Annotated in this window: 26 protein-coding genes and 1 tRNA gene; 11 read left to right on the forward strand and 16 right to left on the reverse strand. The window is 62.7% G+C overall.

Features of this window, described 5'->3' with window-relative positions; all coding sequences use genetic code 11:
- Positions 1-55: 55 nt before the first annotated feature.
- From C476_RS03745 to C476_RS03755, 3 genes are all read right to left on the reverse strand, one after another.
- Positions 56-298 carry a hypothetical protein gene (locus C476_RS03745; RefSeq protein WP_008010003.1) on the reverse strand — a complete coding sequence of 81 codons (243 nt, stop codon included), beginning with the start codon at positions 296-298 and terminating at the stop codon, positions 56-58.
- Between the two features lie 90 nt (positions 299-388).
- Positions 389-928, reverse strand: a complete 540-nt coding sequence (locus C476_RS03750) for a CBS domain-containing protein (protein WP_008010004.1) — start codon at positions 926-928, stop codon at positions 389-391.
- A 67-nt stretch (positions 929-995) separates the two neighbouring features.
- The gene (locus tag C476_RS03755; protein ID WP_008010006.1) at positions 996-1,349 is read right to left on the reverse strand and encodes a DUF555 domain-containing protein; all 354 of its coding nucleotides are present in this window, start codon (positions 1,347-1,349) and stop codon (positions 996-998) included.
- Between the two features lie 307 nt (positions 1,350-1,656).
- Here C476_RS03755 and C476_RS18855 point away from each other — a divergent pair, with 307 nt between their 5' ends.
- Together C476_RS18855 and psmB are read left to right on the forward strand one after the other, a co-directional pair.
- Positions 1,657-1,827, forward strand: coding sequence for a hypothetical protein (locus C476_RS18855; protein ID WP_169319053.1), 171 nt, complete (start codon positions 1,657-1,659; stop codon positions 1,825-1,827).
- A 161-nt stretch (positions 1,828-1,988) separates the two neighbouring features.
- The gene (psmB, locus tag C476_RS03760; protein ID WP_008010010.1) at positions 1,989-2,720 is read left to right on the forward strand and encodes an archaeal proteasome endopeptidase complex subunit beta; all 732 of its coding nucleotides are present in this window, start codon (positions 1,989-1,991) and stop codon (positions 2,718-2,720) included.
- Between the two features lie 146 nt (positions 2,721-2,866).
- Here the strand turns inward: psmB and C476_RS03765 are convergent, their stop codons facing one another.
- Positions 2,867-3,991 (reverse strand): Gfo/Idh/MocA family protein, encoded by a 1,125-nt coding sequence (locus C476_RS03765; RefSeq protein WP_008010012.1) that lies wholly within the window; start codon positions 3,989-3,991, stop codon positions 2,867-2,869.
- Positions 3,992-4,280: 289 nt separating this feature from the next.
- Between C476_RS03765 and C476_RS03770 the strand changes: the two genes are divergently transcribed.
- Entirely contained in the window at positions 4,281-4,976 is a 696-nt protein-coding gene (locus tag C476_RS03770; protein ID WP_008010014.1) for a ThuA domain-containing protein, read from the forward strand.
- Here C476_RS03770 and C476_RS03775 read toward each other — a convergent pair.
- Positions 4,973-5,824 (reverse strand): translation initiation factor eIF-2B, encoded by an 852-nt coding sequence (locus C476_RS03775; protein ID WP_008010016.1) that lies wholly within the window; start codon positions 5,822-5,824, stop codon positions 4,973-4,975. The genes C476_RS03770 and C476_RS03775 overlap by 4 nt on opposite strands.
- Positions 5,825-5,905: 81 nt before the next feature.
- Positions 5,906-6,229 carry a DUF5783 family protein gene (locus C476_RS03780; RefSeq protein WP_008010018.1) on the reverse strand — a complete coding sequence of 108 codons (324 nt, stop codon included), beginning with the start codon at positions 6,227-6,229 and terminating at the stop codon, positions 5,906-5,908.
- A 115-nt stretch (positions 6,230-6,344) separates the two neighbouring features.
- On the opposite strand from C476_RS03780, the gene C476_RS03785 reads away from it, so the two are divergent.
- The 3 genes from C476_RS03785 to C476_RS03795 all read left to right on the forward strand — a co-directional run bounded on the left by C476_RS03785 (position 6,345) and on the right by C476_RS03795 (position 8,644).
- Positions 6,345-6,665, forward strand: coding sequence for a hypothetical protein (locus C476_RS03785; protein ID WP_008010020.1), 321 nt, complete (start codon positions 6,345-6,347; stop codon positions 6,663-6,665).
- Between the two features lie 173 nt (positions 6,666-6,838).
- Positions 6,839-7,912 carry an Mrp/NBP35 family ATP-binding protein gene (locus C476_RS03790; protein WP_008010022.1) on the forward strand — a complete coding sequence of 358 codons (1,074 nt, stop codon included), beginning with the start codon at positions 6,839-6,841 and terminating at the stop codon, positions 7,910-7,912.
- A gap of 129 nt (positions 7,913-8,041) precedes the next feature.
- Complete coding sequence (locus C476_RS03795) at positions 8,042-8,644, forward strand: uracil-DNA glycosylase (protein WP_008010023.1); 603 nt, start codon at positions 8,042-8,044, stop codon at positions 8,642-8,644.
- Between the two features lie 22 nt (positions 8,645-8,666).
- On the opposite strand, the gene C476_RS03800 is transcribed toward C476_RS03795, so the two are convergent.
- Positions 8,667-8,885 (reverse strand): hypothetical protein, encoded by a 219-nt coding sequence (locus tag C476_RS03800; protein WP_008010025.1) that lies wholly within the window; start codon positions 8,883-8,885, stop codon positions 8,667-8,669.
- A gap of 110 nt (positions 8,886-8,995) precedes the next feature.
- Here C476_RS03800 and C476_RS03805 point away from each other — a divergent pair, with 110 nt between their 5' ends.
- From C476_RS03805 to C476_RS03815, 3 genes are all read left to right on the forward strand, one after another.
- Positions 8,996-9,736 carry a hypothetical protein gene (locus C476_RS03805; protein ID WP_008010027.1) on the forward strand — a complete coding sequence of 247 codons (741 nt, stop codon included), beginning with the start codon at positions 8,996-8,998 and terminating at the stop codon, positions 9,734-9,736.
- Between the two features lie 41 nt (positions 9,737-9,777).
- Positions 9,778-9,861, forward strand: a tRNA-Ser gene (locus tag C476_RS03810).
- A 316-nt stretch (positions 9,862-10,177) separates the two neighbouring features.
- The gene (locus C476_RS03815) at positions 10,178-10,693 is read left to right on the forward strand and encodes a DUF5804 family protein (RefSeq protein WP_008010029.1); all 516 of its coding nucleotides are present in this window, start codon (positions 10,178-10,180) and stop codon (positions 10,691-10,693) included.
- A 35-nt stretch (positions 10,694-10,728) separates the two neighbouring features.
- On the opposite strand, the gene C476_RS03820 is transcribed toward C476_RS03815, so the two are convergent.
- On the reverse strand, positions 10,729-11,487 hold the full coding sequence (locus tag C476_RS03820; protein WP_008010030.1) for a hypothetical protein: 759 nt from the start codon (positions 11,485-11,487) through the stop codon (positions 10,729-10,731).
- A gap of 101 nt (positions 11,488-11,588) precedes the next feature.
- Complete coding sequence (locus tag C476_RS03825) at positions 11,589-12,572, reverse strand: PLP-dependent cysteine synthase family protein (RefSeq protein WP_008010032.1); 984 nt, start codon at positions 12,570-12,572, stop codon at positions 11,589-11,591.
- A 271-nt stretch (positions 12,573-12,843) separates the two neighbouring features.
- On the opposite strand from C476_RS03825, the gene C476_RS03830 reads away from it, so the two are divergent.
- Positions 12,844-14,472 (forward strand): globin-coupled sensor protein, encoded by a 1,629-nt coding sequence (locus C476_RS03830; RefSeq protein WP_008010034.1) that lies wholly within the window; start codon positions 12,844-12,846, stop codon positions 14,470-14,472.
- Positions 14,473-14,555: 83 nt separating this feature from the next.
- Positions 14,556-14,942 (forward strand): TlpA family protein disulfide reductase, encoded by a 387-nt coding sequence (locus C476_RS03835; RefSeq protein WP_008010036.1) that lies wholly within the window; start codon positions 14,556-14,558, stop codon positions 14,940-14,942.
- A 33-nt stretch (positions 14,943-14,975) separates the two neighbouring features.
- On the opposite strand, the gene C476_RS03840 is transcribed toward C476_RS03835, so the two are convergent.
- From C476_RS03840 to C476_RS03870, 7 genes are all read right to left on the reverse strand, one after another.
- Entirely contained in the window at positions 14,976-17,171 is a 2,196-nt protein-coding gene (locus tag C476_RS03840; RefSeq protein ID WP_008010038.1) for a thioredoxin domain-containing protein, read from the reverse strand.
- A gap of 111 nt (positions 17,172-17,282) precedes the next feature.
- Positions 17,283-20,018: an aconitate hydratase AcnA gene (acnA, locus tag C476_RS03845; RefSeq protein WP_008010040.1), complete on the reverse strand. Its 2,736-nt coding sequence runs from the start codon at positions 20,016-20,018 to the stop codon at positions 17,283-17,285.
- A 246-nt stretch (positions 20,019-20,264) separates the two neighbouring features.
- Positions 20,265-20,864, reverse strand: coding sequence for a twin-arginine translocation signal domain-containing protein (locus tag C476_RS03850; RefSeq protein ID WP_008010041.1), 600 nt, complete (start codon positions 20,862-20,864; stop codon positions 20,265-20,267).
- Between the two features lie 738 nt (positions 20,865-21,602).
- Positions 21,603-22,037, reverse strand: coding sequence for a hypothetical protein (locus C476_RS03855; protein WP_008010043.1), 435 nt, complete (start codon positions 22,035-22,037; stop codon positions 21,603-21,605).
- 688 nt (positions 22,038-22,725) lie between these two features.
- Positions 22,726-23,268, reverse strand: coding sequence for a dihydrofolate reductase (locus C476_RS03860; RefSeq protein WP_008010046.1), 543 nt, complete (start codon positions 23,266-23,268; stop codon positions 22,726-22,728).
- Positions 23,265-24,281 (reverse strand): thymidylate synthase, encoded by a 1,017-nt coding sequence (gene thyA, locus C476_RS03865; RefSeq protein WP_008010048.1) that lies wholly within the window; start codon positions 24,279-24,281, stop codon positions 23,265-23,267. The genes C476_RS03860 and thyA overlap by 4 nt, the downstream gene beginning before the upstream one ends.
- Before the next feature lie 62 nt (positions 24,282-24,343).
- A complete protein-coding gene (locus C476_RS03870) occupies positions 24,344-25,186 on the reverse strand; it encodes a hypothetical protein (protein ID WP_008010050.1) in 843 nt (280 codons plus the stop codon).
- Positions 25,187-25,364 lie beyond the last annotated feature (178 nt).

The following is a 25,364-nucleotide window of genomic DNA, read 5'->3' on the forward strand; positions in this document are numbered from 1 at the left end:
TCGCTTCGCAACCGCATAAAGGCGGTTCGCCGTTCCCGATTGCTGCAAGTATGTCTCACAGCCCAGCGATGAGAAAGGCGATAATCACGACGTGCCAGATCACGGCGGCTGCCGCATATCCCGGTTCGGATGTCGGGATCGGTGGTCGACGGACGATCGCATCCCATAGAAACACCGTTGCGACTACCGCGCCGCCAAGCAGTCCGACGTTGAACCGCACCGCGGGATGGAGCCCAACAGCGGCTCCGACGAGCAGTGATGCGAGCATCCCCCCAAGGAGACGATCATAGTACTCCATCGGTCTCATCCAGTACTCACTCGAGACTGAAAAGGAATCGCCCAATTGCCAGTCGCTGGCTGGCAAGCCACGCGGCGGCAACCAGGTCGGTCAGGACAGCCGCGCAGCGATGTCGGCTTCGGTGATGATACCGACGGTTTCGCCGGCCTCGGTGATCATCACAGCCTTGTAGTGCTCGAGTAAGTTGCTGATCTCGTCGAGGGTGGCGTCTTTCGAGACGGTCGGGAAACTCTCGCTCATGTGGTCTTCGACCGGCTCGTCACGAGCCTCTGAATCGAGGTGGACGAGATCGGTTTGACTGATCGAGCCGACCGGAATCCCGTCTTGAATGACCGCAAGCTGAGAGTAGGCTTCGTCTTCCATCTTCCGGGCGGCCTCGCTGACGGGATCGTCGGGGGCGACGTTAACGACGGCCTCGTTCATCAGGTCTTCGGCGCGGATGACGTCGCTTTCGGCCTTCTCCAAGGCGTTGACGATCCGCCGAAGCGTCGAGAGACGCGGATCGACGTCGCCGCCTTCGATCCGGGCGATCAACGGCTGGGAGACGTCGGCAGTCTCCGCGAGTTCGCTCTGAGTGAGTCCGAGTTCGGTACGGCGTTGCCGAAGGTCCGCAGGCGTCGGAAGCTCCATACCGGACAATAACCCGTAGTTATAGAAAGAGTTTTGGGTGGTTCAGTTGCCGACACCCAGCCGCGTCTTACTCGTCGTCGGGGACTTCGACGACCTCGACGACCGACAGCGGAACGTCCCGCAGCGCGCCACCGACCTCGCTTTTCGCGATCCGTGAGGCGTGCTCCTCACTGTCGGCGTTGAAAACCTCCATCTCGAGCGCGAGCCCGACGAGCGCGGTATCGGCTGCGATAAAGGCGGAGTCGAACGGCTCGCCACAGGCCGGACAGCCCGTCGCACCGACCTCGACTTCGACGTAGTCCATGTCTTCGCTGTTGAGTCGCTTCCCGGCTTCGCTGACGGCGACGCCGATCGCGTCGTCGATCTCCTCGACGTCACGAACGAGCCATGCCGCTTCCATCGCGACGAGATAGTTGCCCATACAGTGTAGTCGGTCCGGGGGGTTTCCTGTCTTGCGGTTCGTCGGCGCTGTCACCCCTCGAGACGCGCGCCACTGATTCGGGGCTGCGCACGTCAGCCGGATGATTCCCATACGTTACGAGAAATCATCGGATCAATTGCCACCGACATACCCGTACATCGGCGCGAGTGTGACTCGAGTTGTGCCCACCGCAACCGTAGTTGAATCGCAAGCAGGCGTCGACCTAATAGTTAATTAACAATCATTGTATATTCCATGTTTCAGCAACACTTATATATGGCCTCCGTCTGAGCACGACTGAACGCTGATGATATCCCGCGTGTACCACGCGACGCTGTTCGCACTGTACCAGCTCTGTATCGTGATCGGCATCGCGGCGATGCCGCTTGCGATCGCCGCCCGACAGGCTGGGTTCACCCTGCCGATCCACCGCGCTCTCGCCACCGTCGAGGACGCGTACGAAGCCACGCAGCGCTGATCGACGCCGACTGATTTTCGGACTCGCCGATCGACGAGCCACTGCCCCCACAGACACACGCCGACTCGGCGCTCGAGCGGCCGCTCTGCTCGGCGGCCGGAAGCGGAAACGACAGTGGTGACCGCCGGTGTTTTATACCGCCCCGGCGTACGCTTCGGGTAATGCGTACGCCCACACACGACTCCGATTTCTCCCGGACGGTCGACCAGTTGGCCGACGATCCGAACCCCTACGAGCCGGAGCTCGGATCCCTGCCCCAGAACGACCTGACGCAGGCCGATCTGGACAACGTCAACAAGACCGGCACGACGACGATCGGTATCTCGACTGCTGACGGCGTCGTCATCGCGACGGACATGCGCGCCAGCCTCGGCGGCCGGTTCGTCTCGAACAAGAACGTCCAGAAGGTCGAACAGATCCACCCGACCGGCGCACTCACCCTCGTCGGCAGCGTCGGTGGCGCTCAGTCGTTCATCTCGAGTCTCCGCGCTGAGGTCAACCTCTACGAGGCCCGACGCGGCGAGGGGATGAGCATCGACGCGCTCGCAACCCTCGCAGGGAACTTCGCCCGCGGCGGCCCGTTCTTCGCTATCCACCCGATCCTTGGCGGTGTCGACGACGAAGGCAGCCACGTCTACAGCATCGACCCCGCCGGCGGCGTCATGGAAGACGACTACACTGTCACCGGCAGCGGGATGCAACTGGCCTACGGGCACTTAGAGCAGGCCTACGAGGACGACATGTCCAACGAGGAAGCCAAAACGGTCGCCGCCCGCGGCATCAAATCCGCCGTCGAGCGTGACACCGGCTCCGGAAACGGCGTGTTCCTCTGTGAGATCACCGACGAGGGCGTCGACATCCACGGCCACCACGACTTCGACGAAGTACTGTAACCCGGTCGAAACGGGCGAATTTTTCGGTTTTAACCGACGGCCAGCGACCGCTCTCTTCGATCGGTTCGGGTCGTCTCGAGTTGGATTGCATCCGATAGCGCTTGCTGGGAACTCGAGTCGCCAAAACGGCACCGCGAGAACGAGTCTTAATCGAGCCGCGTCGCTTCCTCGAGCTGGGCGTCGCTGACATGGGTGTCGGCGAGCGTCACCGACCGTTCGGCCTCGCTCGAGCGGTAGATAGCGTCGATGACGCGCTGGACGGTCAGCGCTTCGTCGATCGTATTGGTCTCCGGTGGGACGCCTGTCACGATGGTCTCGAGGAACGCCTCGTCCTGTTCGGCGTAGCCGGTCAGCGTGTCGTCGGCGCTCATGTTGACATCGGCGTAGTGGTCGCGGCCGACTGTGCCGGCCTCGAGAATCCGCAGCTCCGTGTCGCCGATGTCGAACTGGGCACCCGCCTTCGTACCGCGGATGTGGAAGTCCATGCTTTCTTCACGGTTGGTCGCCCACGCGGCCTCGAGTGAGATTGTCTTGCCACCGGCACAGCGGATGAAGGCACTGACGGAGTCGTCGACCTCGTAGCGTTCGGCGTCGGCATCCCAGTTGTCACCGAAGCCCTCGGGATCGGCGACTTCCTCGCGCGTGCCGAACGTGGTCCGCGTGACGCCGCTGACTTCGACGATCGCAGGGAAATCGAGCGCGTAGAGCGCGAGATCGAGGGCGTGAACGCCGATGTCGACTAAGGCACCGCCGCCGGCGAGTTCGGGATCGGTAAACCATGAGCCAGGGCCGGGAACACCACGCCGGCGGACGTAGTTGGCTTCGACGTGGGTGATCTCGCCAAAGCGGTCGCGGGCCCGTTGTTCCTCGAACATCGCCATCGATGCCGCGTGGCGGTTGTGGAAGCCGACCATGCAGATACCCGCCGATCGAGCCGCCGCCTCGGCGATCCGTTCGGCGCTCTCCAAGGAGTGAGCGAGGGGCTTTTCGACGAGGACGTCCAGCCCCGCCTCGAGGGCTGCGACGGCGATCGGTTCGTGAAAGCGGTTGGGCGTCGTCACGATGACGGCGTCGACTGCCTCGTCTGCGACGAGTTCCTCGTGTGTCTCGTAGGTCCGTGCGTCGAACTCGGCAGCGAACCGCTCGCGTTGCTCCGGGACGAGATCGACGCCGGCGACGACTTCCGCACCGAGTTCGCGAACGCTTCGTGCGTGGAGCGTCCCCATCCCGCCGAGGCCGACGATACCGACACCGATGTCGGCACCGATCATCGCCACCCCTCCGCGGTCGCCACAGCGAAGCAAAACGTGTCATGAGAAACCATCGATTTCGCTGTCAGTTGTGTTCGATCCCGTTCCATAGGGAGTGGCAGTTGGCGACCGAAATAAGGGTTATGACCGATTAATCTATACAGACATATTGTATCTCATGTATTATGATATTACTGTAGTCTTACTGCTTTCTCTATTGGACGAATATGGTTTCCTACTCGGCGTTTCTGGTCGCCGATCGACCGTCACTCGACGACAGTATAAGCCGTCGGAGAGTGACAGGGTGGCCATGGTCGCAGTCACTATCTGGAACGAGTTCCGTCACGAACGAGCGGACGACGCGGTCGCTGCCGTCTACCCCGACGGGATCCACGCGACACTTGCCGATGCGCTTGCCACGGACCACGAGGTTCGAACCGCGACGCTCGAGGAGCCAGCCCACGGACTCACCGACGACGTCCTCGCATCGACTGATGTCTTGTTGTGGTGGGGCCACGACGCCCACGACGACGTCGACGACGCGGTCGTCGATCGCGTCCAGGAGCGCGTCCTCGAGGGTATGGGATTCGTTCCGCTTCACTCGAGTCACTACTCGAAGCCCTTCAAGCAGCTCATGGGGACGACCTGTAGCCTGCAGTATCGCGAGGACGGCGGCACCGAGCGCCTCTGGGTGGTCGATCCCGGCCATCCGATCGCCGACGGCCTTGAGGAAGCCATCGAACTCCCGAAGACGGAGATGTACGGTGAGCCGTTCGACGTTCCCGAACCCGACCGGTTAGTGTTCGTCAGCTGGTTCGAGGGCGGCGAGGTATTCCGGAGCGGCTGCTGTTACCGGCGCGGAAAGGGACGGATCTTTTATTTCAGGCCGGGCCACGAAACGTATCCAATCTACGAGAACGACGCGGTCCAGCGGGTACTCCGCAATGCGGTCGTGTGGGCTGCCCCGACTAAAGGCTCACCGCGGACGTTTGGGGAGCGAGACTAGAACGTCTGTCGGCCTTCGTCCGTAATGACGCTCTCGAGCAAGTCGACCGGCGTCGCGTCGTAGGCGGGGTTTTCCACCTCGAACCCCTCGGCGGGTTCGGCCATGACCTCGCTGGCCGATCGGAACTCGTTTTCGAAGACGAATCCCTCGTCGACGAGCTTCGAGGCCGAGCCGAGGACGGTCACCGGGACGTCCAGTCGGTCGGCCGTCGACGCGATCGGGAACGTGCCGACGCGGTTGTAAAGAGTGTCGTCGACGATACAGTCCATGCCGACGACGACCCGGTCGCACTCCTCGAGAGAGAGGCCGTGAGCGCTGTCGGTGATCAGCGTGGTGTTGACCCCCTCGAGGTCGGACAGCGCCCGAGCGGTCTTGCGCCCGATGTACCGCGGGCGGGCTTCAGTGACGTAGATGTCGAACGTCTTGCCGGCCTCGACTGCCTGCTCGATCGCCTCGAGGACCGTCGAGGAGTAGTCGTGGGTCAGCAGCGTCGTGCCGTCCTCGAGGACGTCGACGGCGTTTTCGGCCGCTAAGCGCTTGCCGGATTCGATCCGTGCGACGACTTCCTCGATCGTCTCGCTCGTGAGCCGTTTTGCATCCGCGACGCTGTCGGGATCGGCGTCGGCCACGTCGCCGACGATCTCCCGGATGGCATTCTGTAGGGAAGCGTGCGAGGGGTTCGCCCGCCGCAAGACGGTGCCGTTTCGCTCGAGCGCCCGCGTGTACTCCTCGACAGTGGCGAACTCTCGGTCGGTCAGCTCCTCGAGGGCCTGCGCTGCGCGGACCGCAACCACCGAGGAGCTGTGCGTCTGCATCTCCTGGATTTCCTCGGCCGTCTCGTCGATCATACTGTGATGGTTTTCCGTCAGCGGCAAAGGTGTTCCGGGTGGTGCCATCCGCTGCCGTCACGTGGTGTTCGACACGAGACGTTATTGCCCTCGGTCGAATCCGAATCTCTGCCGCAACTCGGTTTCGATTCGGTCGACGAACGCCTCGAGGACGGACTCGAACTGTTCGTGATCGGCCACTGCGCCGACCCGCTCGCGCGGATTTTCGGGCAGTTCGACGCGGAACTCGCCGTCTCCCTCGTAGAACGGCTCGCTTTCGCTCAAGATCTGCCGATCGATCGCGCGAAGCACCGTCGAATCGTACTGGCCGTGGAGGTGTTGGTACGCACTCGAGTACGCTGCCTCGAGTTCCTCGAAGTAGTAGACGTATTTCTCCTCGAACTTCTCGGGGTCGAACTCGGTCATTGCCGTTTCTGGATCCGCGATCGGGTAAACAGTTTGGAACGAACACGCCGTCTCACCCGGCCAAACGACCACTGCCGCCCGCAGGCTTACGGTCTCGAGGTCCCTAGTGCTGTCGATGACCGTCACCGTCCGGTACACCTGTCCACACTGCGGAGCCGTGGTAAGCGTCGAGCGCCAGCCGGATCTCGCGGATCGATCCGTGACCACGATCCCCCAGCCGGGCTGGGAGTACGCAAGTCCGGACGAAGACTTCGCGGACGCGGATGGAATCGAGTTCCTCTGTGGCGAGGACGGCCCAGTTACCGACCTCGAGGGCGAACCCGTCGAGGGCTGTGGCCGGCCGTTCTATCTGAACTTCGTGCGCTACGAGCAGGGTGTCGAACTCGAGCCGGACCCGCCGACCTACGGTGGGCCGCGGTTCGATTTCAAGGGCTGATCGGGATCGTCCACGACTGGTCATAACAGGGCAGCAACGACCGGTCACACGCCAGTGAGCGCCCGGCGATAGGCAGCTATGTTTTCCGTGGACAATTCTCTCGTCTCGAGCGACTGTCCGGCGACACCTCAATCGAACACAACCCTTTTCGACGCCGGGCAGTACCTACGGACATGGACGAAGCCGCCGTACGCGACCGCCTCCGGACGGTCGACGATCCCGAACTCGGCGACGATATCGTGTCGCTCGGACTCGTCAACGACATCAGCGTCGACGGCGACGAGGTCGACATCGATCTCGCGCTGGGTGCGCCCTACTCCCCGGCCGAGAGCAACATCGCTGCCGAGATTCGCGAGGTCCTGACCGCCGAGGGGATCGACCCGAACCTGACCGCGAGCATTCCCGATCGTGACGACCTCTCGAGCGAGGAACAGGTGCTGCCGAACGTCAAGAACGTCATCGCCGTCGCCTCCGGGAAAGGCGGCGTCGGCAAATCGACCGTCGCGGTCAACCTCGCCGCTGGCCTCTCGCAACTCGGGGCCCGCGTCGGCCTCTTCGACGCCGACGTCTACGGGCCGAACGTCCCGCGGATGGTCGACGCCGACGAGCCGCCGATGGCCACCGAAGACGAAACGCTCGTCCCGCCGGAAAAGTACGGCGTGAAGCTGATGAGCATGGCCTTCCTCACCGGCGAGGACGACCCGGTCATCTGGCGCGGCCCGATGGTCCACAAGGTCATCACTCAGCTTACGGAAGACGTCGAGTGGGGCCATCTCGACTATCTCGTCGTCGACCTCCCGCCGGGGACTGGCGACACCCAGCTGACGATGCTCCAGACCATGCCCGTCACCGGTGCGGTTATCGTCACGACGCCACAGGAGGTCGCCCTCGATGATGCCCGCAAAGGTCTCGAGATGTTCGCCAAACACGATACCGTGGTGCTCGGAATCGCCGAGAACATGTCGACCTTTGCCTGTCCCGATTGTGGCGGCGAACACGACATCTTCGGCTCTGGCGGCGGCGAGGAGTTCGCCGACGAACACGATCTGCCCTTCTTGGGCTCGATCCCGCTCGATCCGGCCGTCCGGGAGGGCGGCGACGGCGGGAAGCCGACAGTGCTGAAAGAGGAAGACGGAACTAGCGATGCCTTGCGGACGATCACTGAAAACGTCGCGAACAATACGGGCATCGTCCACCGGCAGGGCATCTCCCAGTACCGACGCAGCGAGGCCGCCTCGTCCGACTGATACCCGCCACCGGCATGGACCGGGGCCGCCGGTCTCGGCTTTGGCGTCGCCGGGCGCGTCGCTTTTGATCCTTCCACTCGAGAGGCGAGTGTGGACGCGAATCAACAGTCTCGAGCGAACCCCTTCGGCATGGACGAGGAGTGCCAGAACTGTCCGGCACTCTGTGAGACGCGCAGCCAGGTCGTCCACGGCTACGGCGACGTAGACGCAGACTTCCTGTTCGTCGGCGAGCGGCCGACGGCTCGGGCGGACGAAACGGGCGTTCCGTTTGCCGGTGAGGGTGGCAGCGACGGCGACGGTGGCCTCCGACGAGTTCTTGAGCGACTCGGCCTCTGTGACGTGACCGCCCCGGCAGACGAGCCGGTCCTCGAGAACGTGTACCTGACACACCTCACTCGCTGTCGCGATCCAGACCGGGAGCCAACCGACGAGGTGGTTGTCACCTGCGAGCCCTATCTCAACGCCGAGATCCGGATGATCAACCCCGAAATCCTCGTCCCGATCGGCGAGCGTGCGCTCGCGGAACTCGGAACGGAATATACGACGACCCCGGCCGACGACCTCTCGTTGTCCGACGAACATGCCACTCGAATCCGTGGCCGTGGGTTCGAACTGGTCCCCATGATCGACCCTCGAGAAGGGACCGACGAGCAGACACAGATGTGGCTCGAGGCCTTCGCGGAACTGATGGCGACGGATTATCGCCAGACGAAAGGACGGCAGGAACGGTAGCGGTCGAACCGGATGCGGTCGATTACCAGTAGGGGTTTGCCCGCCAGCGTTTCGATCCCACACCGAGTGCGATCAGTGCCCCGACGGCGACGACCGCGACGACGAGGACGCCGAGCGTCGCTGTGACGTACTCGCCGGATGCGGCGATGAGCGTGCCGTCTGCGAATCCGAAGACACCGATAGCTGCCAGCGCCGCGACGACGAGCGTCCCGAGCAGGCCGGCGATCGATAGCTTGTCCATACCGGCCGAAGGCGCTCCGCCACTATAATTTGTCACGATCGCGGCTCATGGTCGGGCGCTCGATCCCCGGAAGCGCCGCGTTCAAGGACTGCGCGCCCCGAGTAGCTGGTATGATCGTCGTCGTTCCAGTCGCGCCCCCGCGGGACGGACTCGTGCTCTCGTCGCTCGTCGAGCAGTCACCGCTGTCGGCCGCCGAGGCGGTCTCGCTTTACGAGGTCACCGTCGCCGACGTGTTGTGGGCCGTCGCCTCCAGTGGCGGCGACCTGCTGGTCAACTACCGTGACGCCGACACGCTGCCCGACGCCTACGCTGATGGCGACCCCGAAGCCGAGGTCCGCGCGCTCGTCCTCGACGCGCTTGGCGAGGATGCGGAGGTTCGATTCGAACGCCAAGTCGGCTCGAGTCGCGCCGCGCGCGTCGGCAACACCGTCACGCACCTGCTCGAGCGCGAGGGGGCCGATAGCGTGGGCGTACTCGAGCCGATAGCCCCGCTGGTGGCCCGCACGGAAATCGACGGCGCAGCAATGTCGCTCCGTCGCCACGACGTCGTGTTAGGCCCGGCTGAGCGGGGTCGAACCTACTTCGCTGGCTTCGCCGAGCCGATCGATTTCACCGATGCGTACGCGACACCCGAACTGTCGACGTTAGCCCAGCAGGCAACTGACGACAGTCTCGGCGTCGGATTCGCGCCCATGCTCCCGACCGTGGCTACCCCGACCGGGTTGCAGGCGACCATCGCCGGACTCGAGGCTCGGCAGGCTGCCGACCGGTCGGGGGCAGAGGCAACGGCGGCCCTGATCGACGACCTGGGGATCGCGGTGGGTGCTGATGGTGACTTCGAGCGCGTTTAGACCGACAACTCTTTTTGAACGTGTGCTGAATCAGAGAGTGAGGTGGGGTGGCAGAGCGGCCTAACGCGCCTGCCTTGAGAGCAGGTGGCTGTCAAGCCTCATGGGTTCAAATCCCATCCCCACCGTTGCTGCCGCGAACAACTCCGTGAGCGACAGCGAGGTCGATGGATTTGAACGAGACCAGTCGTGCGCAGCGAAGTCGTTCGAAAGACGCTTCGCGTCTTTCGTGATGACGAGAGAGCTTCGCTCTCTCGAACCACGAGCACGTCTGGGCGTGGTCAAATCCCATCCCCTCCATTGATTCGGCGTGCTTGCTCGTGTCGCTCGTGAACGCTCGAGCGAACGGCAACCCAACAATGAACGAACAGCAATGCCTCGAGACCGACACAGCCCGTCGGAAAGCCGAAACCGACATTACACCGTCGCACACACCACAGCGTAGTGACCCGCGTCTGTCTGCTCGGCGAGGCCGAGAGCACCCTTCAGTACGAACTGCTCTCCCGGGAAACGGCTCGAGAGGCGCTCGCGACCTACGACTTAACGCGTCCATTCGAGAACGCCATCGCGCTGCGGACGGTCAGTGTCGGTGCTGCGGTCTCGCTGCTGAACGACCTCGACTGGTATCTCACGCGGTTCGTCGCCGAGGCGCTCGTCCAAGAACCAAGCGTCAGCGACACGGAGTGGCTGTCACGGCCGCTGGCAACCCAGCTTCGAAACGGCGATGTCGACCCCGCCGAGACGGCCGAATTCTGCAAGGTCTATGGCCTCGAGCGGATCGACGCGGACGACGATGCTGATACAGACTCGAGCGACGACGGCGAAACCGCTGGCGGGCCGACTTATCGGCTCGTCGAACCGCTGTACGTCCGCCGGACTGACGGCGACCTCCCTACCTATGATCTCAGGGACGTCGCAGACACGCTCGTCGTCCGAGTGACCGAAGCCGAATTCACGTGATCTCGGTCGGGGTCTGGTGTCGCTCGAGCGCGCCGTCACGAGTCGGACGACTGGCTTTCACTGCCGGAGTCCCATTCGGACTCGACGGTCGAACTCGCGGACGCGGAGCCACTGTCGCTGCCCATCGTGGTATCATACGTTGACCCATCGTGACCGACGAGCGTGGCCGAAACCGTCGTCAGCGGCTCCGACTCGAAGGTCACGCGAACGAGTCGACCGACGGTCGTAATCGACTGCGCACAGACCTGATCTTCGGCGGTCTCATGGACGGCCGCCTCGAGGACGAGTGTCTCGTCTTCGGCGACACTGTGCTCGTCACTGTCGCTCGTCTCGGTTTCACCGGCAGAACTGTCGCTGTCGCTGCTCTCGCCCGCCTCAATGGTGATCGCCTCGATGACCACCTCGTAACACGGGGTAGGTGCCTCGTCTGAGAGAGACACCAGTATCGACGTCTCGAAGTCGGTTGCATCAATGAACGTGGCAACCGCGTCGGCGTTGTGTAGTGCCTCTCGTTCGTCGAGCCACTCCGCCGCTCTCTCGGCATCCCGCAGGACCGTTATGTCGGGCTCACTCGAGGCGGGCGACTGGTACGTCAGCGTCCGGACATCGGCCAGTCCGTCCGGCAAGTCTTCGATCGCGTCGCCGACGGGGTCGGGGTCGTCTTCAGAGCCGTCCGTCGGTGAGCCGTTGTCGTCGTCGGTCGCGTCGTCGCCATCGTCATCGGCTGGCTGTGACGCGTCGTCGGCGAGACAGCCGGCCGAGAGGCCGATTGCTGCCGTCGTAGTACACAGCATAGTCCGCCTGGAGAGACGTGTCATCGTGACTGTTGGTATGCTGAGCGACCTAAAGGCGGTTCGGCTAGATAAAACAGTTCTTTTCGTTTGCTTGAACGGTCTCAGTCGAAGAGTCCGGTCGAGAGATACCGTTCGCCGCTATCCCAGAAGACGGTGACGACCAGTGGGCAGTCCTCCGCCGACCGTCCGCCGTCGGTTTCGGACGCCGCCGACTCGCCGACGTCGTCGAAAGCCGTCGGCACTTGTGGGCACTCGACGTCTGGGTCGGCGATCTCGCTGGCGATCCGCTGGGAGACAAGACTCGTCGCGCCGCTGGATTGGCCCACGAGGACGCCTTCCTCGCGAGCGAGGCGGCGACACTCGTCTTCGGCGTTCTCGAGTCGCACTGTCTCGACGCGGTCGATCAGATCGCGATCGAGGTTGTCGCTGACGAACCCGGGCCCCATCCCCTGGAAGTCGTCGTTACCAGCTTCGCCGGTCGAGAGGACAGCGTTGCGCTCGGGTTCGACAGCGATGATCTCCATGTCGGGGAACTCCTCGCGGAGCCGCCGGCCGGTGCCCGAGAGCGTGCCGCCGGTGCCGACGCCGGCGACGAAGGCGTCGATCTCGCGGTCGCCGACCTGTTCGATGATCTCCTCGCCGGTCGTCTTGTAGTGGGCTTCGGGGTTCGCTGGGTTCTCGAACTGCCCCAGCTGGATCGCACCCTCGGTCTCGAGTTCGTCGGCGCGCTCGCGGGCGTCGGACATATCGCCGTCGACTAACTCGAGGTCGGCCCCGTAGGCAGCCATGATCTGGCGGCGCTCCTTGGACTTGTTGGCAGGCATGACGATCGTCAGGTCGTAATCGCGGGCGGCCGCGACGAGCGAGAGGCCGATGCCCGTGTTGCCGCTGGTCGGCTCGACGAGCCAGTCGCCGGGTTCGATCAGGCCGTCGCGTTCGGCAGCCCGGATCATCTCGCGGGCCGGCCGGTCCTTGGCCGAGCCGCCGGGGTTGAACGATTCGATTTTTGCGGCGACTGTCACGCCATCCGGTGAATCGACCTGAACGAGCGGCGAACCGATGGTGTCCAGGATACTCCCTTTCATTGGTGGGCCGTAAGCAGTGGAGACGTAAACCCATGCTGGACGCAGGCAGGACGTGCCGGTGGTCATACTGCCGGACAAAACGGTACATCCCTCGATCGCACCCACGACGCTGTCACCGACGGCGACAGCCGTCGAGACGAGATCGAGTATTCACTGATTGTGTCTGGTAGTATCACGTCTCAGGCCAACCACAGTCGTCTCTCCGCTTGCTGTCGTTGTGTCCATCTGTGTAGCCAGCATCTATTTATGCATGATTTTCTGTTGTATTTTTATGGGGGAAACGCCTCAGTTTGGCTCCGTTGGATACAGTAGCAACGTCGATGCGGGAGACCTTGTCGACCGAATCGGGCTCACCGAGGACGAAATCGAATGGCGAAAGCAGTACATCGATTTTACCGACGACGACATCGAGCGACTCCGCCGATACGAGGAGACGTTCAACCTCCGTGGCGACGATGTCGCGGAGATGTTCTACGAGAAAATCGAGGACAACCCCCAAGTCCGTGAAATCCTCGATCGGTCGCCGCGAAGTGTCGAGCAACTCAAGTGGTCCCAGAAAATGTATCTCGTGACTCTCGCGACGGGGGACTACGACCAGAGCTACTTCGAGAACCGCGCCCGGATCGGAAAGCTACACGACATGCTCGAGATGCCGATGAAACACTATATCGGCCAGTACGGCGTCTATTATAATCTCTTGCTCCCGATTATCTCGGAACGGATTCAGTCGGACATCTCGGAGGCGATCAGAGCGGCGATCGATCGGCAGGCACAGCGACAGGACGACGATGAGAGCACGGGTCGACTGTCATCGCTCCTGGGTCGTGGCGGCACCGATACCGATGACGACGAGGCGTTCGAAACGACGATCGAAGAACTCGAGGACGAACTCTCAGATCGCATCGACGAGCGCATCGACGAACTCCACTCGATTTTGAAGATCATCAATCTCGACATGCAGGTCGCGATCGACACCTACATCGACTCCTACTCGAGCGTCGAGGACCTTCTCGAGCATCAACAGCACGTCACGAACAGAGTGTCACACTCGATGCAGGACATTTCGACGGCTGGCGAAGCGATCGGACAGAACGTCGATGACATCAATCGCTCCGTCGAACGACAATCCGAGCAGACGCAACTGGCGTCGTCGGACATGCAAGAGATCAGCGTCGCGATCGAGCAACTCGCAACGACCACGGAGTCGATTCTCGAGGGCGAGGGACTCCTCGATCGCGTCGAAACCGGCGAAGACCACTGCGAACAGTTGCTCGAGTCGATGGAGGACGCCACCGACGCCGAAGCACACGCCTCCCGTGAACTCGAGACGCTCGAGGAGACGCTCGACGAACTCGACGACATTCACGACGTGATCGGCGAGGCTGCAGAGAAGACGAAGACGCTCGCGGTCAACGCGAACGTCGAGGCCAGTCGCTCGCGACCTGACGATAGTTTCACCGTCGTCGCCGACGAGTTCCAACAGCTCTCCGAGACGATACAGCGCCAGACGAAAGCGGCCGACGAGCGCGTCGCGGCCCTCCGTGAGCAGACTGCTGAAACGCGTCGGTCGATCGATGAAAATCAGCAACGGCTCGAGCGCAATCTCGAGCGAAGTTCGGCCGTCTACGAGGCAATCGACGACGTTCGGGAGAGCGTAACTACCTTTACAGACGACGTCCGCGAACTCTCGTCGCTCGTCGACGATCAGGCGTCGAACACACAGGAGATGGTCGCACGGCTCGATGCGATTGACGACGAAATCCAGTCGATCAGTACCGATCTCGAGCGGGTCACCGCCGCAATCGAAGAGCAGTTCTCGAAAGTCGAGACGGTCGAATCCGTCGTGACCGAGTTATCCGAGCGGGGCGACCAACGCCGAGAACGGCACGGCATCCGTTAGTCGGTACTCGCTGGGCCGAGTGACTGTGAGCGTTCCGTCTCGCGAGCGAGGCAGTTAAGCGACTCCCACCGCAAGCACTGCCCATGAGTCTCGAGACCATGCGGCCGAACCCCACGTGGGATGCGGCTAGCTACGAGGACGCGGTCGACACGCTCGCAGCACACAACGACGAACTAGTGTACAAGGTCTGGGGCGGCGACTGGTGTAAGGACTGTCGCGCCCTGCTGCCCGATTTCGGGGCCGCCCTCGAGGCCGCCGAGGTGTCCGACGACCGCATCGAAGAGTTCGCCCTCGATCAGGACAAGCAGGGCCCCGGCGTCGAGGCGTACGACATCGAACTCATTCCGACGATCGTCGTCGAGGACGACGACGGCGAGGAACTCACCCGCTTCGTCGAGGACGAAGCGGTCCCGCCCGCGGTCTGGCTTGCCGACGAACTCGAGGCCGCCCTCGAGACCGAGACGGCCTAAGTCGCCGCGTCTGCAGCCGACCGAACTGGCTTCCTAAAACGGCGCGTCACCCTCCTGACGCTGAGTGCTCCCACCGTCGGGAGCGCTCTCGCCGTCGAGCCACGCGAGGGCCTCGTCGGCGTCGTGAGTTGGCGGCGAACACGTTCGATTCCGACAGACGTACAGCGTCGGCTCTCCGTCGCGGGCCTCGCGACCGGCCCAGATCGGCGGTGCGTCCGCCAGATCCAATCGATCGAGCCACGCTTCGAGCCCGTCCTCGGTCGGGGGCCGCAGCGCGAACAGCCGGTCGGGGAAGTATCGCGATGTAAACCGATCGCGCCACGTAGCTGGCAGGTCGTCCGCGGCGACCGTCACCTCGAGCGCGCCCGACTCGAGCCGGTCAGCGGCGAGACACAGCGTCGCGTGTTCGAGTGCGTTTGCCTCGAGCGTGTTCGCGTGGGTCTCGAGGACGGTCGCGGCGATTTCCTCGAAGTCCTCCGTTGCGAACTCGTCGAGTGAAAGGAGGGTCTCGACCGCCACGCCGGCCGCAGAGGGCGTCGACTGGTCGCTCAACTCCTGGGGGCGGGTGACCAGCGACTCGCCGCTTGCGGGCGTGAAATAGAGCGTCCCGTGATCCGCGTCCCAGAACTCGACCTCGATGACCCGTGCGAGCTCGAGCGCAAAGGCGAGGTGGTCAACCTCGCCGGTGGCCTGGTAGCAGTCCAGTGCCCCGCGTGCGAGGAAGGCGTAGTCCTCGAGATAGCCGTCGATGGCCACATCTCCGCCCTTGTAGCGCCGTGACAGCCGCTGCTCATCCGCGTCCCAGAGTCGGTCGCGGACGAACTCGAGGGCGTCGACGGCGGTCTCGGCGTAGTCGTCCTCGCCCAGGACGAGCGCCGCCTCGGCGTAGGTCGAGATCATCAGCCCGTTCCAGCCTGCGAGTATCTTCTCGTCGCGGTTGGGGCGTGGCCGCTCCTCGCGGGCCTCGAACAGCCGTTGGCGGATCGCGTCGAGTCGCTTCAGGACCTCGCTTTCCTCGAGGTCGAAGCCGACGGCGAGCTCCGACACCGGCGTCACGCGGTTGGGCTGGCTCCGTCCCTCGAAGTTGCCCGATTCGGTGATGTCGTAGCGTTTGCAAAAGAGGGCGGCGTCGGGTTCGTGCTCGATGACGTCGTGGACCTCATCGGGCGTCCAGACGTAGAACGCGCCCTCTTTTCGCTCGCCGGTTTCGGGCGATTCGCTCTGGGCATCGAGGGTGCTGAAGAAGCCGCCGTCGTCGTGGGTCAGCTCTCGCTCGACGAACTCGAGGGTGTCGCCGACGACTTCGGCGTAGCGATTCTCGCCAGTGAGCTGGTAGCCAGCCAGAAACGCACGCGGGATCTCAGCGTTGTCATACAACATCTTCTCGAAGTGGGGCACCGTCCAGTCCCGGTCGACACAGTAGCGATGGAAGCCGCCGCCAACGTGGTCGTAGAGCCCGCCGGCGGCCATCGCATCGAGAGTCTCCTCGAGCACCTCGCGATACGCTGTCTCGTCATCAGTTCGATCGTGTGCCCGCGCGAGCACGCGCAAGCGCGAGGGTTGGGGGAACTTCGGACCACTCGAGCCGAAGCCGCCACACCGACGGTCGGCGCTACGCACGATCGCGTCGGCGGCCGTCTCGAGAACCTCGCTCGAGGGTGGCCCTGCGGATGCGTCGGTGTCGGCATCTTCGGTGGGCGTTTCCTCGAGCCGGTCTTTCGCGGCGTCGGTCCACTGCTCGGCGCGACTCTCCATCTCCGGGCGGTCCTCGGCGCTTGCCCAGGAGTCGCTGATCCGCTCACAGAGATCGAGAAAGCCAGGCTGGCCCCGTTTCCCCTCCCGCGGGAAGTAGGTTCCAATGAAGAACGGCTTCCCCTCTGGGGTGAGCCACGCCGACAGCGGCCAGCCACCCTGCCCGGAGACGAGCTGGCAGACGGTCATGTAGATGCTGTCGATGTCAGGCCGTTCCTCGCGGTCGACTTTGATCGGGACGAAGTTCTCGTTGAGTACCTCGGCGACCGCCTCGTCGGCGAAGCTCTCCGCTTCCATGACGTGACACCAGTGACACGCCGAATAGCCGATCGAGAGGAAGATCGGCACGTCGCGTTCCTTTGCGGCCTCGAGCGCTTGCTCGTCCCACGGCTGCCAGTTGACGGGGTTGTCCGCGTGCTGGCGCAGATACGGGCTCTCCTCCTCGTCGAGCCGGTTGCGCTCGGTCGGGGTTGTCATAGGAACGCGTACGGCTGTGAGTCCTAAAAGCCCGACGTACGATCCGCTCTCGAGGCGTCGTCGGCAGCAAAAAATCGAGTCGCTATGAGACGTGGAGTCGTGTCGCGTCCGTTACTGCAGCTCTTCGTTGAGCAGACGACGGAGCACGAGGTGGAGCACGCCGCCGTTCTCGACGTATTCGACCGCCATCGGCGTGTCGACCTGTGCGGTGACCTCGAACTCGGTCGTCTCGCCGTCGTCGTCCTCGGCGATCACGGTCAGCTCGGCGTTTGGCTCGAGGCCGTCCTCGAGACCTTCGATCTGGAAGTACTCGTCGCCCTCGAGGCCGAGTTCCTCCCAGCCCTCGCCGTCTTTGAACTGCAGGGGCAGGACGCCCATGCCGATGAGGTTGTCACGGTAGATACGCTCGTAGCTCTTGCCGATGGTCGCGCGGATCCCGAGCAGGTCGGTCCCCTTCGCGGCCCAGTCGCGGCTCGAGCCAGTCCCGAGCTCCTCGCCGGCCATGACGATCAGCGGCGTGTCCTCCTCGCGGTAGCGCTCGGAGGCTTCGAAGACGGTGGTCTCCTCGCCGGTCGGGTGGTGGATGGTGTAGCCACCCTCCTTGCCGTCGAGCAGCTCGTTTTTGATGCGGACGTTCGCGAAGGTGCCACGCATCATGACTTCGTGGTTGCCACGGCGCGAGCCGTAGGTGTTGAACTCGTACGGTTCGACGCCGCGCTCTTTGAGCCACTGGCCGGCGGGCAGGTCCTCGCTGAACGGCCCGGCGGGGCTGATGTGGTCGGTCGTGACGGTGTCACCGAGCGTTAGCAGCGCGCGGGCGTCCTCGACGTTGTCGACGCCGGGTTCCTCGAGCGGGAAGTCCTGGAAGAACGGCGGCTCGCGGATGTACGTCGACTCTGGGTCCCAGTCGTAGACCTCGCCGGTCGGCGCGTCGAGTGCCTCCCAGCGCTCGTCGCCCTCGTAGATGCTCGAGTACTTCTCCTCGAACATCTCGGGGGAGACGCTGTCGTGGATCGTCTGGCGGACTTCCTCGGTGTCCGGCCAGATGTCCTCGAGGAACACAGGCTCGCCCTCGTCGTTGGTGCCGATCGGCTCCTCTTCGAGGTCGATGTCCATGCGACCTGCGAGGCCGTAGGCGACGACCAGCGGCGGACTGGCGAGGTAGTTGGCCTTGATCTTCGGGTGGATACGAGCCTCGAAGTTACGGTTACCCGAGAGGACGCTCGTCGTCCAGAGGTCGTGTTCGTCGATGGCTGCCTCGACCGGCTCCGGCAGCGGACCGGCGTTACCGATACAGGTCGTACAGCCGTAGCCGACGACGTGGTAGCCCAGTTCCTCGAGATCGTCGAGCAGGTCTGCACGCTTGAGATACTCCGTGACGACGCGGCTCCCGGGTGCGAGGCTGGTCTTGACATAGTCGGGTACCTCGAGTCCCTGCTCGGCTGCGTTACGCGCCAGCAGGCCGGCCGCGACCATCACGGACGGGTTCGAGGTGTTCGTACAGGACGTGATCGCGCTGACGAGGATGTCGCCGTGGCCGATCTCGATCTCGGTGCCGTCCTCGAGTTCGACGGGAACCTTCTCGTCGAGATCAGGCGTCTGCTCGGCGACGAGTCCGCCGTCGCTTTCGGCGGCACCCGAGGGGATGACGCCCTGCTCCTCGAGCAGCGTTGGGAAGTGCTCGTCTAAGTTGCCCATCGGGATGCGGGCGTGGGGCTTCTTGTGGCCCGCGAGGCTGGGTTCGACTTCGCCGAGATCGAAGTCGACGACCTCGGTGAACTCGGGGTCCTGCTCGCCGAAGAGGCCCTGTGCCTCGAGGTACTCTTTGACGAGTTCGATGTGGTCGGGGTCGCGACCCGTCAGTTCGAGGTACTCGAGGGTCTTCTCGTCGACGGGGAACATGCTGATCGTCGAGCCCTGTTCGGGGGCCATGTTCGAGATGGTCGCGCGGTCGGCGACCGAGAGTTCGGAGACGCCGGGGCCGAAGAACTCGACGAACTTGTCGACGACGCCGACCTGGCGGAGCTTCTCGGTGATGTGAAGCACGAGGTCGGTCGCGGTCGCGCCGTCGGGGAGTTCGCCCGAGAGGCGGACACCGACGACTTCCGGCAGGCTCATGTTGATCGGCTGGCCGAGCAGTGCGGCCTCGGCCTCGATGCCACCGACACCCCAGCCGACGGCACCGATGCCGCCGATCATCGGGGTGTGGCTGTCAGTGCCAACGAGCGTGTCGGGGACGAGCCACTGCTCGCCGTCGACTTCGCGCTCGTGGACGACGCGACCGAGGTGCTCGAGATTGACCTGGTGGACGATCCCCGTTCCCGGCGGGACGACGTTGAACTCGTCGAACGCCTGCTGGGCCCACTTGATCGCGCGGTAGCGTTCCTCGTTGCGCTCGTACTCGATCTCGACGTTCTTCTCGTAGGCGTCCTCGCTGCCGAAGTGGTCGACCTGCACGCTGTGGTCAATCACGAGGTCACAGGGGACTTCGGGCTCGACGACCGTCGGGTCGACGCCCTTGCGGTCTGCTGCCGAGCGCAGCGCCGCGAGGTCGACGACCGCCGGCACACCCGTCAGGTCCTGCAGGACGACACGGGAGACCGTAAACGGAACCTCGGCGTCCGGCACGTCGGGTTCCCAGGACGCCGCCGCGCGGACGGCGTCGGCGTCGATCGTCTCGCCGTCGGCGTTTCGCAGCACCGACTCGAGCAGAATGCGGATGCTCACGGGCATCTTATCGAGGTCACAGAGGCCCTGCTCCTCGAGAACCGTAAGATCCGCCATCTTGTACGTTTCACCGTCGTGTTCGAATTCCCGGATCGCATCCGAGAACTGATCGATTGCCATACGTCGCTTTCGAACCGGGGGGTTTTCAATCTCCCGAGAATTGTCTGAAGAACCATTATATACCCTCCGCCAATCAGAATGTGTTACAGTGTCGTGGTTGTGGGTCGACATCAATTGTCAAATGTAGCCTGCACTAACAGAACTCACTGCCGATCGTCACGTGGCAACTGTCACATCGATCGGCGAGTTGTCTCTCGAGCAGTGGCGTGTTCGGCCACGCGCTAAAAAACAGGTCGGTGTGTCGCGTTAGTTTCCGCCGCCACCGGCACCGGTTTCGTTGCTACCACCGCCGGCTCCACCGCCGTCACCGCCGTCGCCACCGTCTGCGCCCATGTCGCCGTTGCCGCCGTCATCGCCGTCATCGCCGTTATCGCCGTTATCACCGTCACCGCCGTTACCGCCGTTGGCGGTTTCACCGGGAGTCGCCTCGATCAGGTCCACTGCAGGTGCACGGAATTCACCGTCTTCACCCATCGTCTCGCTGTCGCCGGCACTGAGGGAGACTTCCTCCGACAGCAGGAAGCCCCAGTCCGGGGCGTCAGTGCCCGTATCGTAACTGATGATGTACGCATCCCAGTCGTCCGAATCGTCGAACACATCGTCCTCCGCTCCGGAGTTTTCAATCAGGTCTTCTTTCGTCTGGGTGTTCAGCTCCGAGATGACCTCGAAGTCAGTACCAGGCTGGTAGTCATCGCCGTACACGAGCACAACGCCGTCGGCTTCCTGAGCGGAAACAGTCCCGGCCGTTGCGCTTGCGCCAAGGGCGAGTGCCGTCGTGGCGGCCGCTCCTTTCTTCATGAACGAACGCCGCGAGTCGTCGAATAGTCCGCTATCGTCATCTGTCATGTCTCTCACCTAAGTCCCCTGTTCGGGGTGGACAGTCCTTGACCCAATTTTCGCATAAGTCAGCCCCATTGTTTCACTGCCTAAGACGAATTGAAGTCATGAGATACGCGTTCCATGCACCTATACAGCCGTATTTCGGCACTTCACGATAGTCCGGGAGAAAGATGTCAGCAATGGTTGTTTATCGACCGAAACGGGCGTCGAAGCCCCCACTTCGGTCAGGTAATGGTTGTGACTGATGGAAGTCGAACGTGATCCGACTCGATTACGATGGGTCCCACATGACAAGACGCACTTCCGGGACTTGCATCGGTTGCCATGGCTCTTTGCGACACTGGCGATGAGCTGACTGCAACGTTTCATATAGTAAAACAACTGATTTCCGTGGACTGTCTGTGCGAAAATCAACATGGAGAACTGGTCACGGTCTATGAGTGTTCACCGATCAACAGGCGTTCTGCAGTGGCTCTCGAGTACCGACGAACTATCGACGCGCCCGATGTCGTTCGACTGTGAGCCGATCGAATTTCTATCATATGGACTACTGTCAGTCATTTCAGGCGTCTCCGCGACCCGTCCTGCGGATACGCCGGGACATCGTGACAGCAGACCGTATCAGTGGAAGCGACCGTCGCGTCACTATCGTAGCTACTGACCGTCACTGCACACTCGATCGCACAGCTGTCGTGCGCCCATATACGACTATAAAAAGAAACGCTCGACCAGGTCAGCGGGAGATCACAGAGTGGCCTCGACCAGATCCAGTGCAGCGTCACGGAACTGCCCGTTCTCCCCCATCGTCTCGCTGTCGCCGACATCGAGGTCAACCTCTTCCGTCAGCAGGATTCCCCACGACGGGGCTTCTTCACCAATATCGTAGTTGATGATATATGCGTCCCAGTCGTCCGGTTCGTCGAACACGTCGTCTGCCGCCCCGGAATCGTCGATCAATTCATCTCTCGTTTGTGGGTTCAACTCCGAGATGACATCGAAGTCGACGCCAGGTCGATAGTGATCTCCGAACACTACCACCGTGTCATTCTCGTCGTCTTGGGCGGCAGCAGTCCCCGACGTCGCGCCTGCACCAATAGCAAGCGCCGTCGTGGCGAGTGCCCCTTTTTTGACGAGCGGGTGTCTCGAGTTATCTACTTGTTCAGTATCGTTATCATTCATGTCTCTCACCTGTGTTCCCCTATCGGGGTGGACGATTCTTGACTCAATTTTCCATAAGCTATCACCATTGTTTCATTGTCTAAGATCACCTATACTCGAAGAACTAGGCTATTAGGGATCTCTGTCAGACGGTTCCGGCAGGAACTGCTCTGCCAAGCGAGAGCCGGACGCGATACTAGATATCGACGTAACAACCATTGAACGTGGGGGTTGTACCGATTACACACATTACTAGCAGGACACCGTTTCGGGCCAACTCGGTCACGATGGTCCTCCAGAGAGACGTGATTACGGCGCGTTACCGACTCAGACGGAGACACGACGGCAATGGTGGCACTTCCGATTCATCTAGCGAAACAATGACTTTCTTCCGGCATTCACCTGAAACGGTAATACGGACTTCTGAGTACGGGTCGTAGTCGTTTACGGGCTCGAGCGACAAGTATCGACCACTGCTCTCAGCCAGCAGTCCCATCAGCAGTGACTGCCGTTCCTGACCGCCGTCGAGGCGACTGCTGTCCGACGGGCTTGAGCTGCGTAAGACGGTGTAGGTCAGCGCTCAAAATGGGCGATTGTGTCGTCGTAAACGCACCACAGTGGTTCGATCTCGTTTCCACCGTGTCCGTTCCTCTCGGTGGAGCAGCCACCGACTGTTGTGACCGACGTGGATGAAACCATCAGTGAATCATCATTCGCGCCGGGTATACTCTACGAACGCGAACCCGTCACGTTCGTCTCGCGACACTTCTCGAAACGAGTTCCGATCCCAATCCGGGAAATACGTATCGCCGTCCGGGTCGTCGTGAACCTCGGTGACGATCAGCCGATCGACCGCTGGCAGGAACTGCTCGTACACCGTCGCGCCGCCAGCGACGAAGATCCGGTCGGCGTCGCCGTGGCGCTCTTGCGCAGCGGCCTCGGCCGTTTCGAGCGCATCCGCGAGGTCGTGTGCGGCGACGGCGTTTGCAGGCGTCTCGAGGTCTCGACTCGTCAGCACGATCGTCGTCCGGCCGGGCAACGGTTCGCCGAGCGCCTCGAGAATCCCCTCGTAGGTCACTCGGCCCATGATGACCGGATGGTCCATCGTCGTCGCCTTGAAGTGTTTGAGGTCGGCAGGGATGTGCCAGGGCATGTCGCCGTCTTTGCCGATGACGCCGTTGTCGGCGACGGCGACGATCGCGACGAGTTCGCGGTCGGTCTCCAGTGGCGATCCGTCTCGATCCCCGCTCATTCGGCCACCGAAAATTCGATCCCGTCGTGGGATTCGTAGCCTCGAAGCTCGACATCGTCGTAGCTCAACTCGTCGATCGAGACATCCGCGACCTCGAGCGTCGGGCGCTCGAGTGGCTCCCGCGAGAGCTGCTCGAGCAGGCCGGGGACGTGATCGAGGCGTTCGTCACCGTCCGCCTCGGGTGGGGCTTCCGATTCGAGCCATGCTTTGATCTCGAGGTACTCCTCGCGGTCGTCGACTGCCGCAAGCTTCGATTGCAGCGTCTCGAGGTTGTCGGCGTACCACTCCCCGCGCGCGCCGCGCCCGCAGTAGACGTGTGCGTCGACGACGGTGTGGGCGAACGTGCCGGGTTCGAAGCCGGTCTGCTGGGCGATTACCTTCGTGAGCAACGAATAGGCCGCGATATTGAACGGGATCCCGAGCGCGGTGTCTCCGGAGCGCTGGGTGAGATGGCAGTTGAGCCGGTCACCCTGGACGTTGAAGACAAAGGAGTAATGACACGGCGGCAGCGTCGAGACGGCCGCGTTCGCGGGATGCCAGGCGTTGACCACGAGCCGACGGGAGTTCGGCGACTCGGCAAGCGTATCGATCACGTACTGCAACTGATCGAACGTCCGTCGGCCGTCAGCCTCCTCGGTGACCCACTGGTGGGCCGCGTCGGGCCAGGTCTCGCCCTCGAGCTGGGCGTCGTCCTCGGGAATCGGATACCGCCGCCAGAAGCGACCGTAGGCCGTATCCAGTCGGCCCTCATCGTCGGCCCACGCGTCCCAGATCTTGGTCTCCTCGCGAAGATTTCGAATGTGTTCCTCGCCGGAGAGATACCAGCAGACCTCGTGGAGCATCGAATTCCAGCGGTAGCCGTCCATCTCTTTGGTCGTCAACAGCGGGTACCCCTCCTGAAGATCGACCTCGTAGTGCTCGCTAAACGACGAAATCGTGTCGACACCGGTCCGATTGGGTTTGTAGGTGCCATCGGAGAGGACCATGTCGACTAACTCGAGGTACTGTTGCATTGTCGCGCTATTGGAAGCCCCCGACTAAAACGCGTTTCATCTCTACGCTCAGATTGTCAGCGTCACTGATTGATTCCCGCACTCCCATCCGATCCCGTCCCGCCACAGACGGCTGCCGGCTCTTGCCCCTCGAGCAGTGTCGGTTCGCCATCGAGACGGTACGTGAACGAATACGCGGCACTGCCGCCGGAGGCGTGGACGACCGCGATCGTGCCGGTTCGCTCGTCGCCGGCACAGGCGTCGCTGCCCGCACCCTCGGGGAACGCAAACGGCGCGTACGTCGTCTCGAACGACTTCGTTTCTGCTGGCGGGACGACGAGATCCGTTCTCGAGGGAGAGAGCGGCCGGTTGTCATCGACCCCGACGACACCGGGATTGAGGTTGACCGTGGACGGATCGAACGAGTCGCGTTGCGGATCGATAGTCGGGTTCGGAACGTCACCGTAGATGCCAACGAACCGGACGAGCAACGGCGCAGTGGCCTGATTCTCGATGTCGAACCGGGCACGGCCATTTGGAAGCGACCCGACGGAGCTCGTGGCCGCGTGGACTGCTTCCCAGATTCGTTCGTCGACCGTCCCAGCCGGTGTTTCAGCCTCGACGCGAAGCGATTTTGAGACGTACGTTTCCAGCCGATCCGGGAACACCACGGGAAACCGGACGAGATCCCCCGGCTGTTCGATCGTCTCGTATGTCTCGTCGACAAATGGGTCGAAGAGCGTTACCCGTTGTACATCGATATCGTCGCGAAACTGGACGACCAAATCCGTTTTCTCGTACCAGTAATCCTCGAAGACATCGGACGCATCCGGACCATCTCGAGTGTGCGAAAGCCAGTCGACACAGCCGGCAGAAGCGAGTACACCACCTGTCGCGAGTGTCTGGAGGAATGGGCGGCGATCCATACACACATGTCATAATATGGTACTAAATGCGTTTCTGTCTGTTCGATACGCTCAGACGGTCTGCTGTCACGATGTTCCGGTGTAACCGCAAGACGGTCGCGGGACCATACCGGAACCGACTGACAGTCATCCGTCTCACAGCGCGACACTGCTGAGACTGGGAATCGACGGTCGGGGT

This window comes from Natrinema limicola JCM 13563 (genome assembly GCF_000337475.1).
Lineage (GTDB): Archaea > Halobacteriota > Halobacteria > Halobacteriales > Natrialbaceae > Natrinema > Natrinema limicola.

Bases quoted from the DNA above. Each gene is read 5' to 3' on its own strand.
- C476_RS03820 (WP_008010030.1), bottom strand. From the start codon at position 11,487: ATGCTGTGTACTACGACGGCAGCAATCGGCCTCTCGGCCGGCTGTCTC.
- C476_RS03870 (WP_008010050.1), bottom strand. From the start codon at position 25,186: ATGGATCGCCGCCCATTCCTCCAGACACTCGCGACAGGTGGTGTACTC.
- C476_RS03775 (WP_008010016.1), bottom strand. From the start codon at position 5,824: ATGATCGACGAGACGGCCGAGGAAATCCAGGAGATGCAGACGCACAGC.
- acnA (WP_008010040.1), bottom strand. From the start codon at position 20,018: ATGGCAATCGATCAGTTCTCGGATGCGATCCGGGAATTCGAACACGAC.
- C476_RS03780 (WP_008010018.1), bottom strand. From the start codon at position 6,229: ATGACCGAGTTCGACCCCGAGAAGTTCGAGGAGAAATACGTCTACTAC.
- C476_RS03770 (WP_008010014.1), top strand. From the start codon at position 4,281: ATGGTCGCAGTCACTATCTGGAACGAGTTCCGTCACGAACGAGCGGAC.
- C476_RS03835 (WP_008010036.1), top strand. From the start codon at position 14,556: ATGAGTCTCGAGACCATGCGGCCGAACCCCACGTGGGATGCGGCTAGC.
- C476_RS03755 (WP_008010006.1), bottom strand. From the start codon at position 1,349: ATGGGCAACTATCTCGTCGCGATGGAAGCGGCATGGCTCGTTCGTGAC.
- C476_RS03860 (WP_008010046.1), bottom strand. From the start codon at position 23,268: ATGAGCGGGGATCGAGACGGATCGCCACTGGAGACCGACCGCGAACTC.
- C476_RS03750 (WP_008010004.1), bottom strand. From the start codon at position 928: ATGGAGCTTCCGACGCCTGCGGACCTTCGGCAACGCCGTACCGAACTC.
- thyA (WP_008010048.1), bottom strand. From the start codon at position 24,281: ATGCAACAGTACCTCGAGTTAGTCGACATGGTCCTCTCCGATGGCACC.
- C476_RS03785 (WP_008010020.1), top strand. From the start codon at position 6,345: ATGACCGTCACCGTCCGGTACACCTGTCCACACTGCGGAGCCGTGGTA.
- C476_RS03800 (WP_008010025.1), bottom strand. From the start codon at position 8,885: ATGGACAAGCTATCGATCGCCGGCCTGCTCGGGACGCTCGTCGTCGCG.
- C476_RS03840 (WP_008010038.1), bottom strand. From the start codon at position 17,171: ATGACAACCCCGACCGAGCGCAACCGGCTCGACGAGGAGGAGAGCCCG.
- C476_RS03795 (WP_008010023.1), top strand. From the start codon at position 8,042: ATGGACGAGGAGTGCCAGAACTGTCCGGCACTCTGTGAGACGCGCAGC.
- psmB (WP_008010010.1), top strand. From the start codon at position 1,989: ATGCGTACGCCCACACACGACTCCGATTTCTCCCGGACGGTCGACCAG.
- C476_RS03825 (WP_008010032.1), bottom strand. From the start codon at position 12,572: ATGAAAGGGAGTATCCTGGACACCATCGGTTCGCCGCTCGTTCAGGTC.
- C476_RS03850 (WP_008010041.1), bottom strand. From the start codon at position 20,864: ATGACAGATGACGATAGCGGACTATTCGACGACTCGCGGCGTTCGTTC.
- C476_RS03765 (WP_008010012.1), bottom strand. From the start codon at position 3,991: ATGATCGGTGCCGACATCGGTGTCGGTATCGTCGGCCTCGGCGGGATG.
- C476_RS03855 (WP_008010043.1), bottom strand. From the start codon at position 22,037: ATGAATGATAACGATACTGAACAAGTAGATAACTCGAGACACCCGCTC.
- C476_RS03745 (WP_008010003.1), bottom strand. From the start codon at position 298: ATGGAGTACTATGATCGTCTCCTTGGGGGGATGCTCGCATCACTGCTC.
- C476_RS03830 (WP_008010034.1), top strand. From the start codon at position 12,844: ATGGGGGAAACGCCTCAGTTTGGCTCCGTTGGATACAGTAGCAACGTC.
- C476_RS03805 (WP_008010027.1), top strand. From the start codon at position 8,996: ATGATCGTCGTCGTTCCAGTCGCGCCCCCGCGGGACGGACTCGTGCTC.
- C476_RS18855 (WP_169319053.1), top strand. From the start codon at position 1,657: ATGATATCCCGCGTGTACCACGCGACGCTGTTCGCACTGTACCAGCTC.
- C476_RS03790 (WP_008010022.1), top strand. From the start codon at position 6,839: ATGGACGAAGCCGCCGTACGCGACCGCCTCCGGACGGTCGACGATCCC.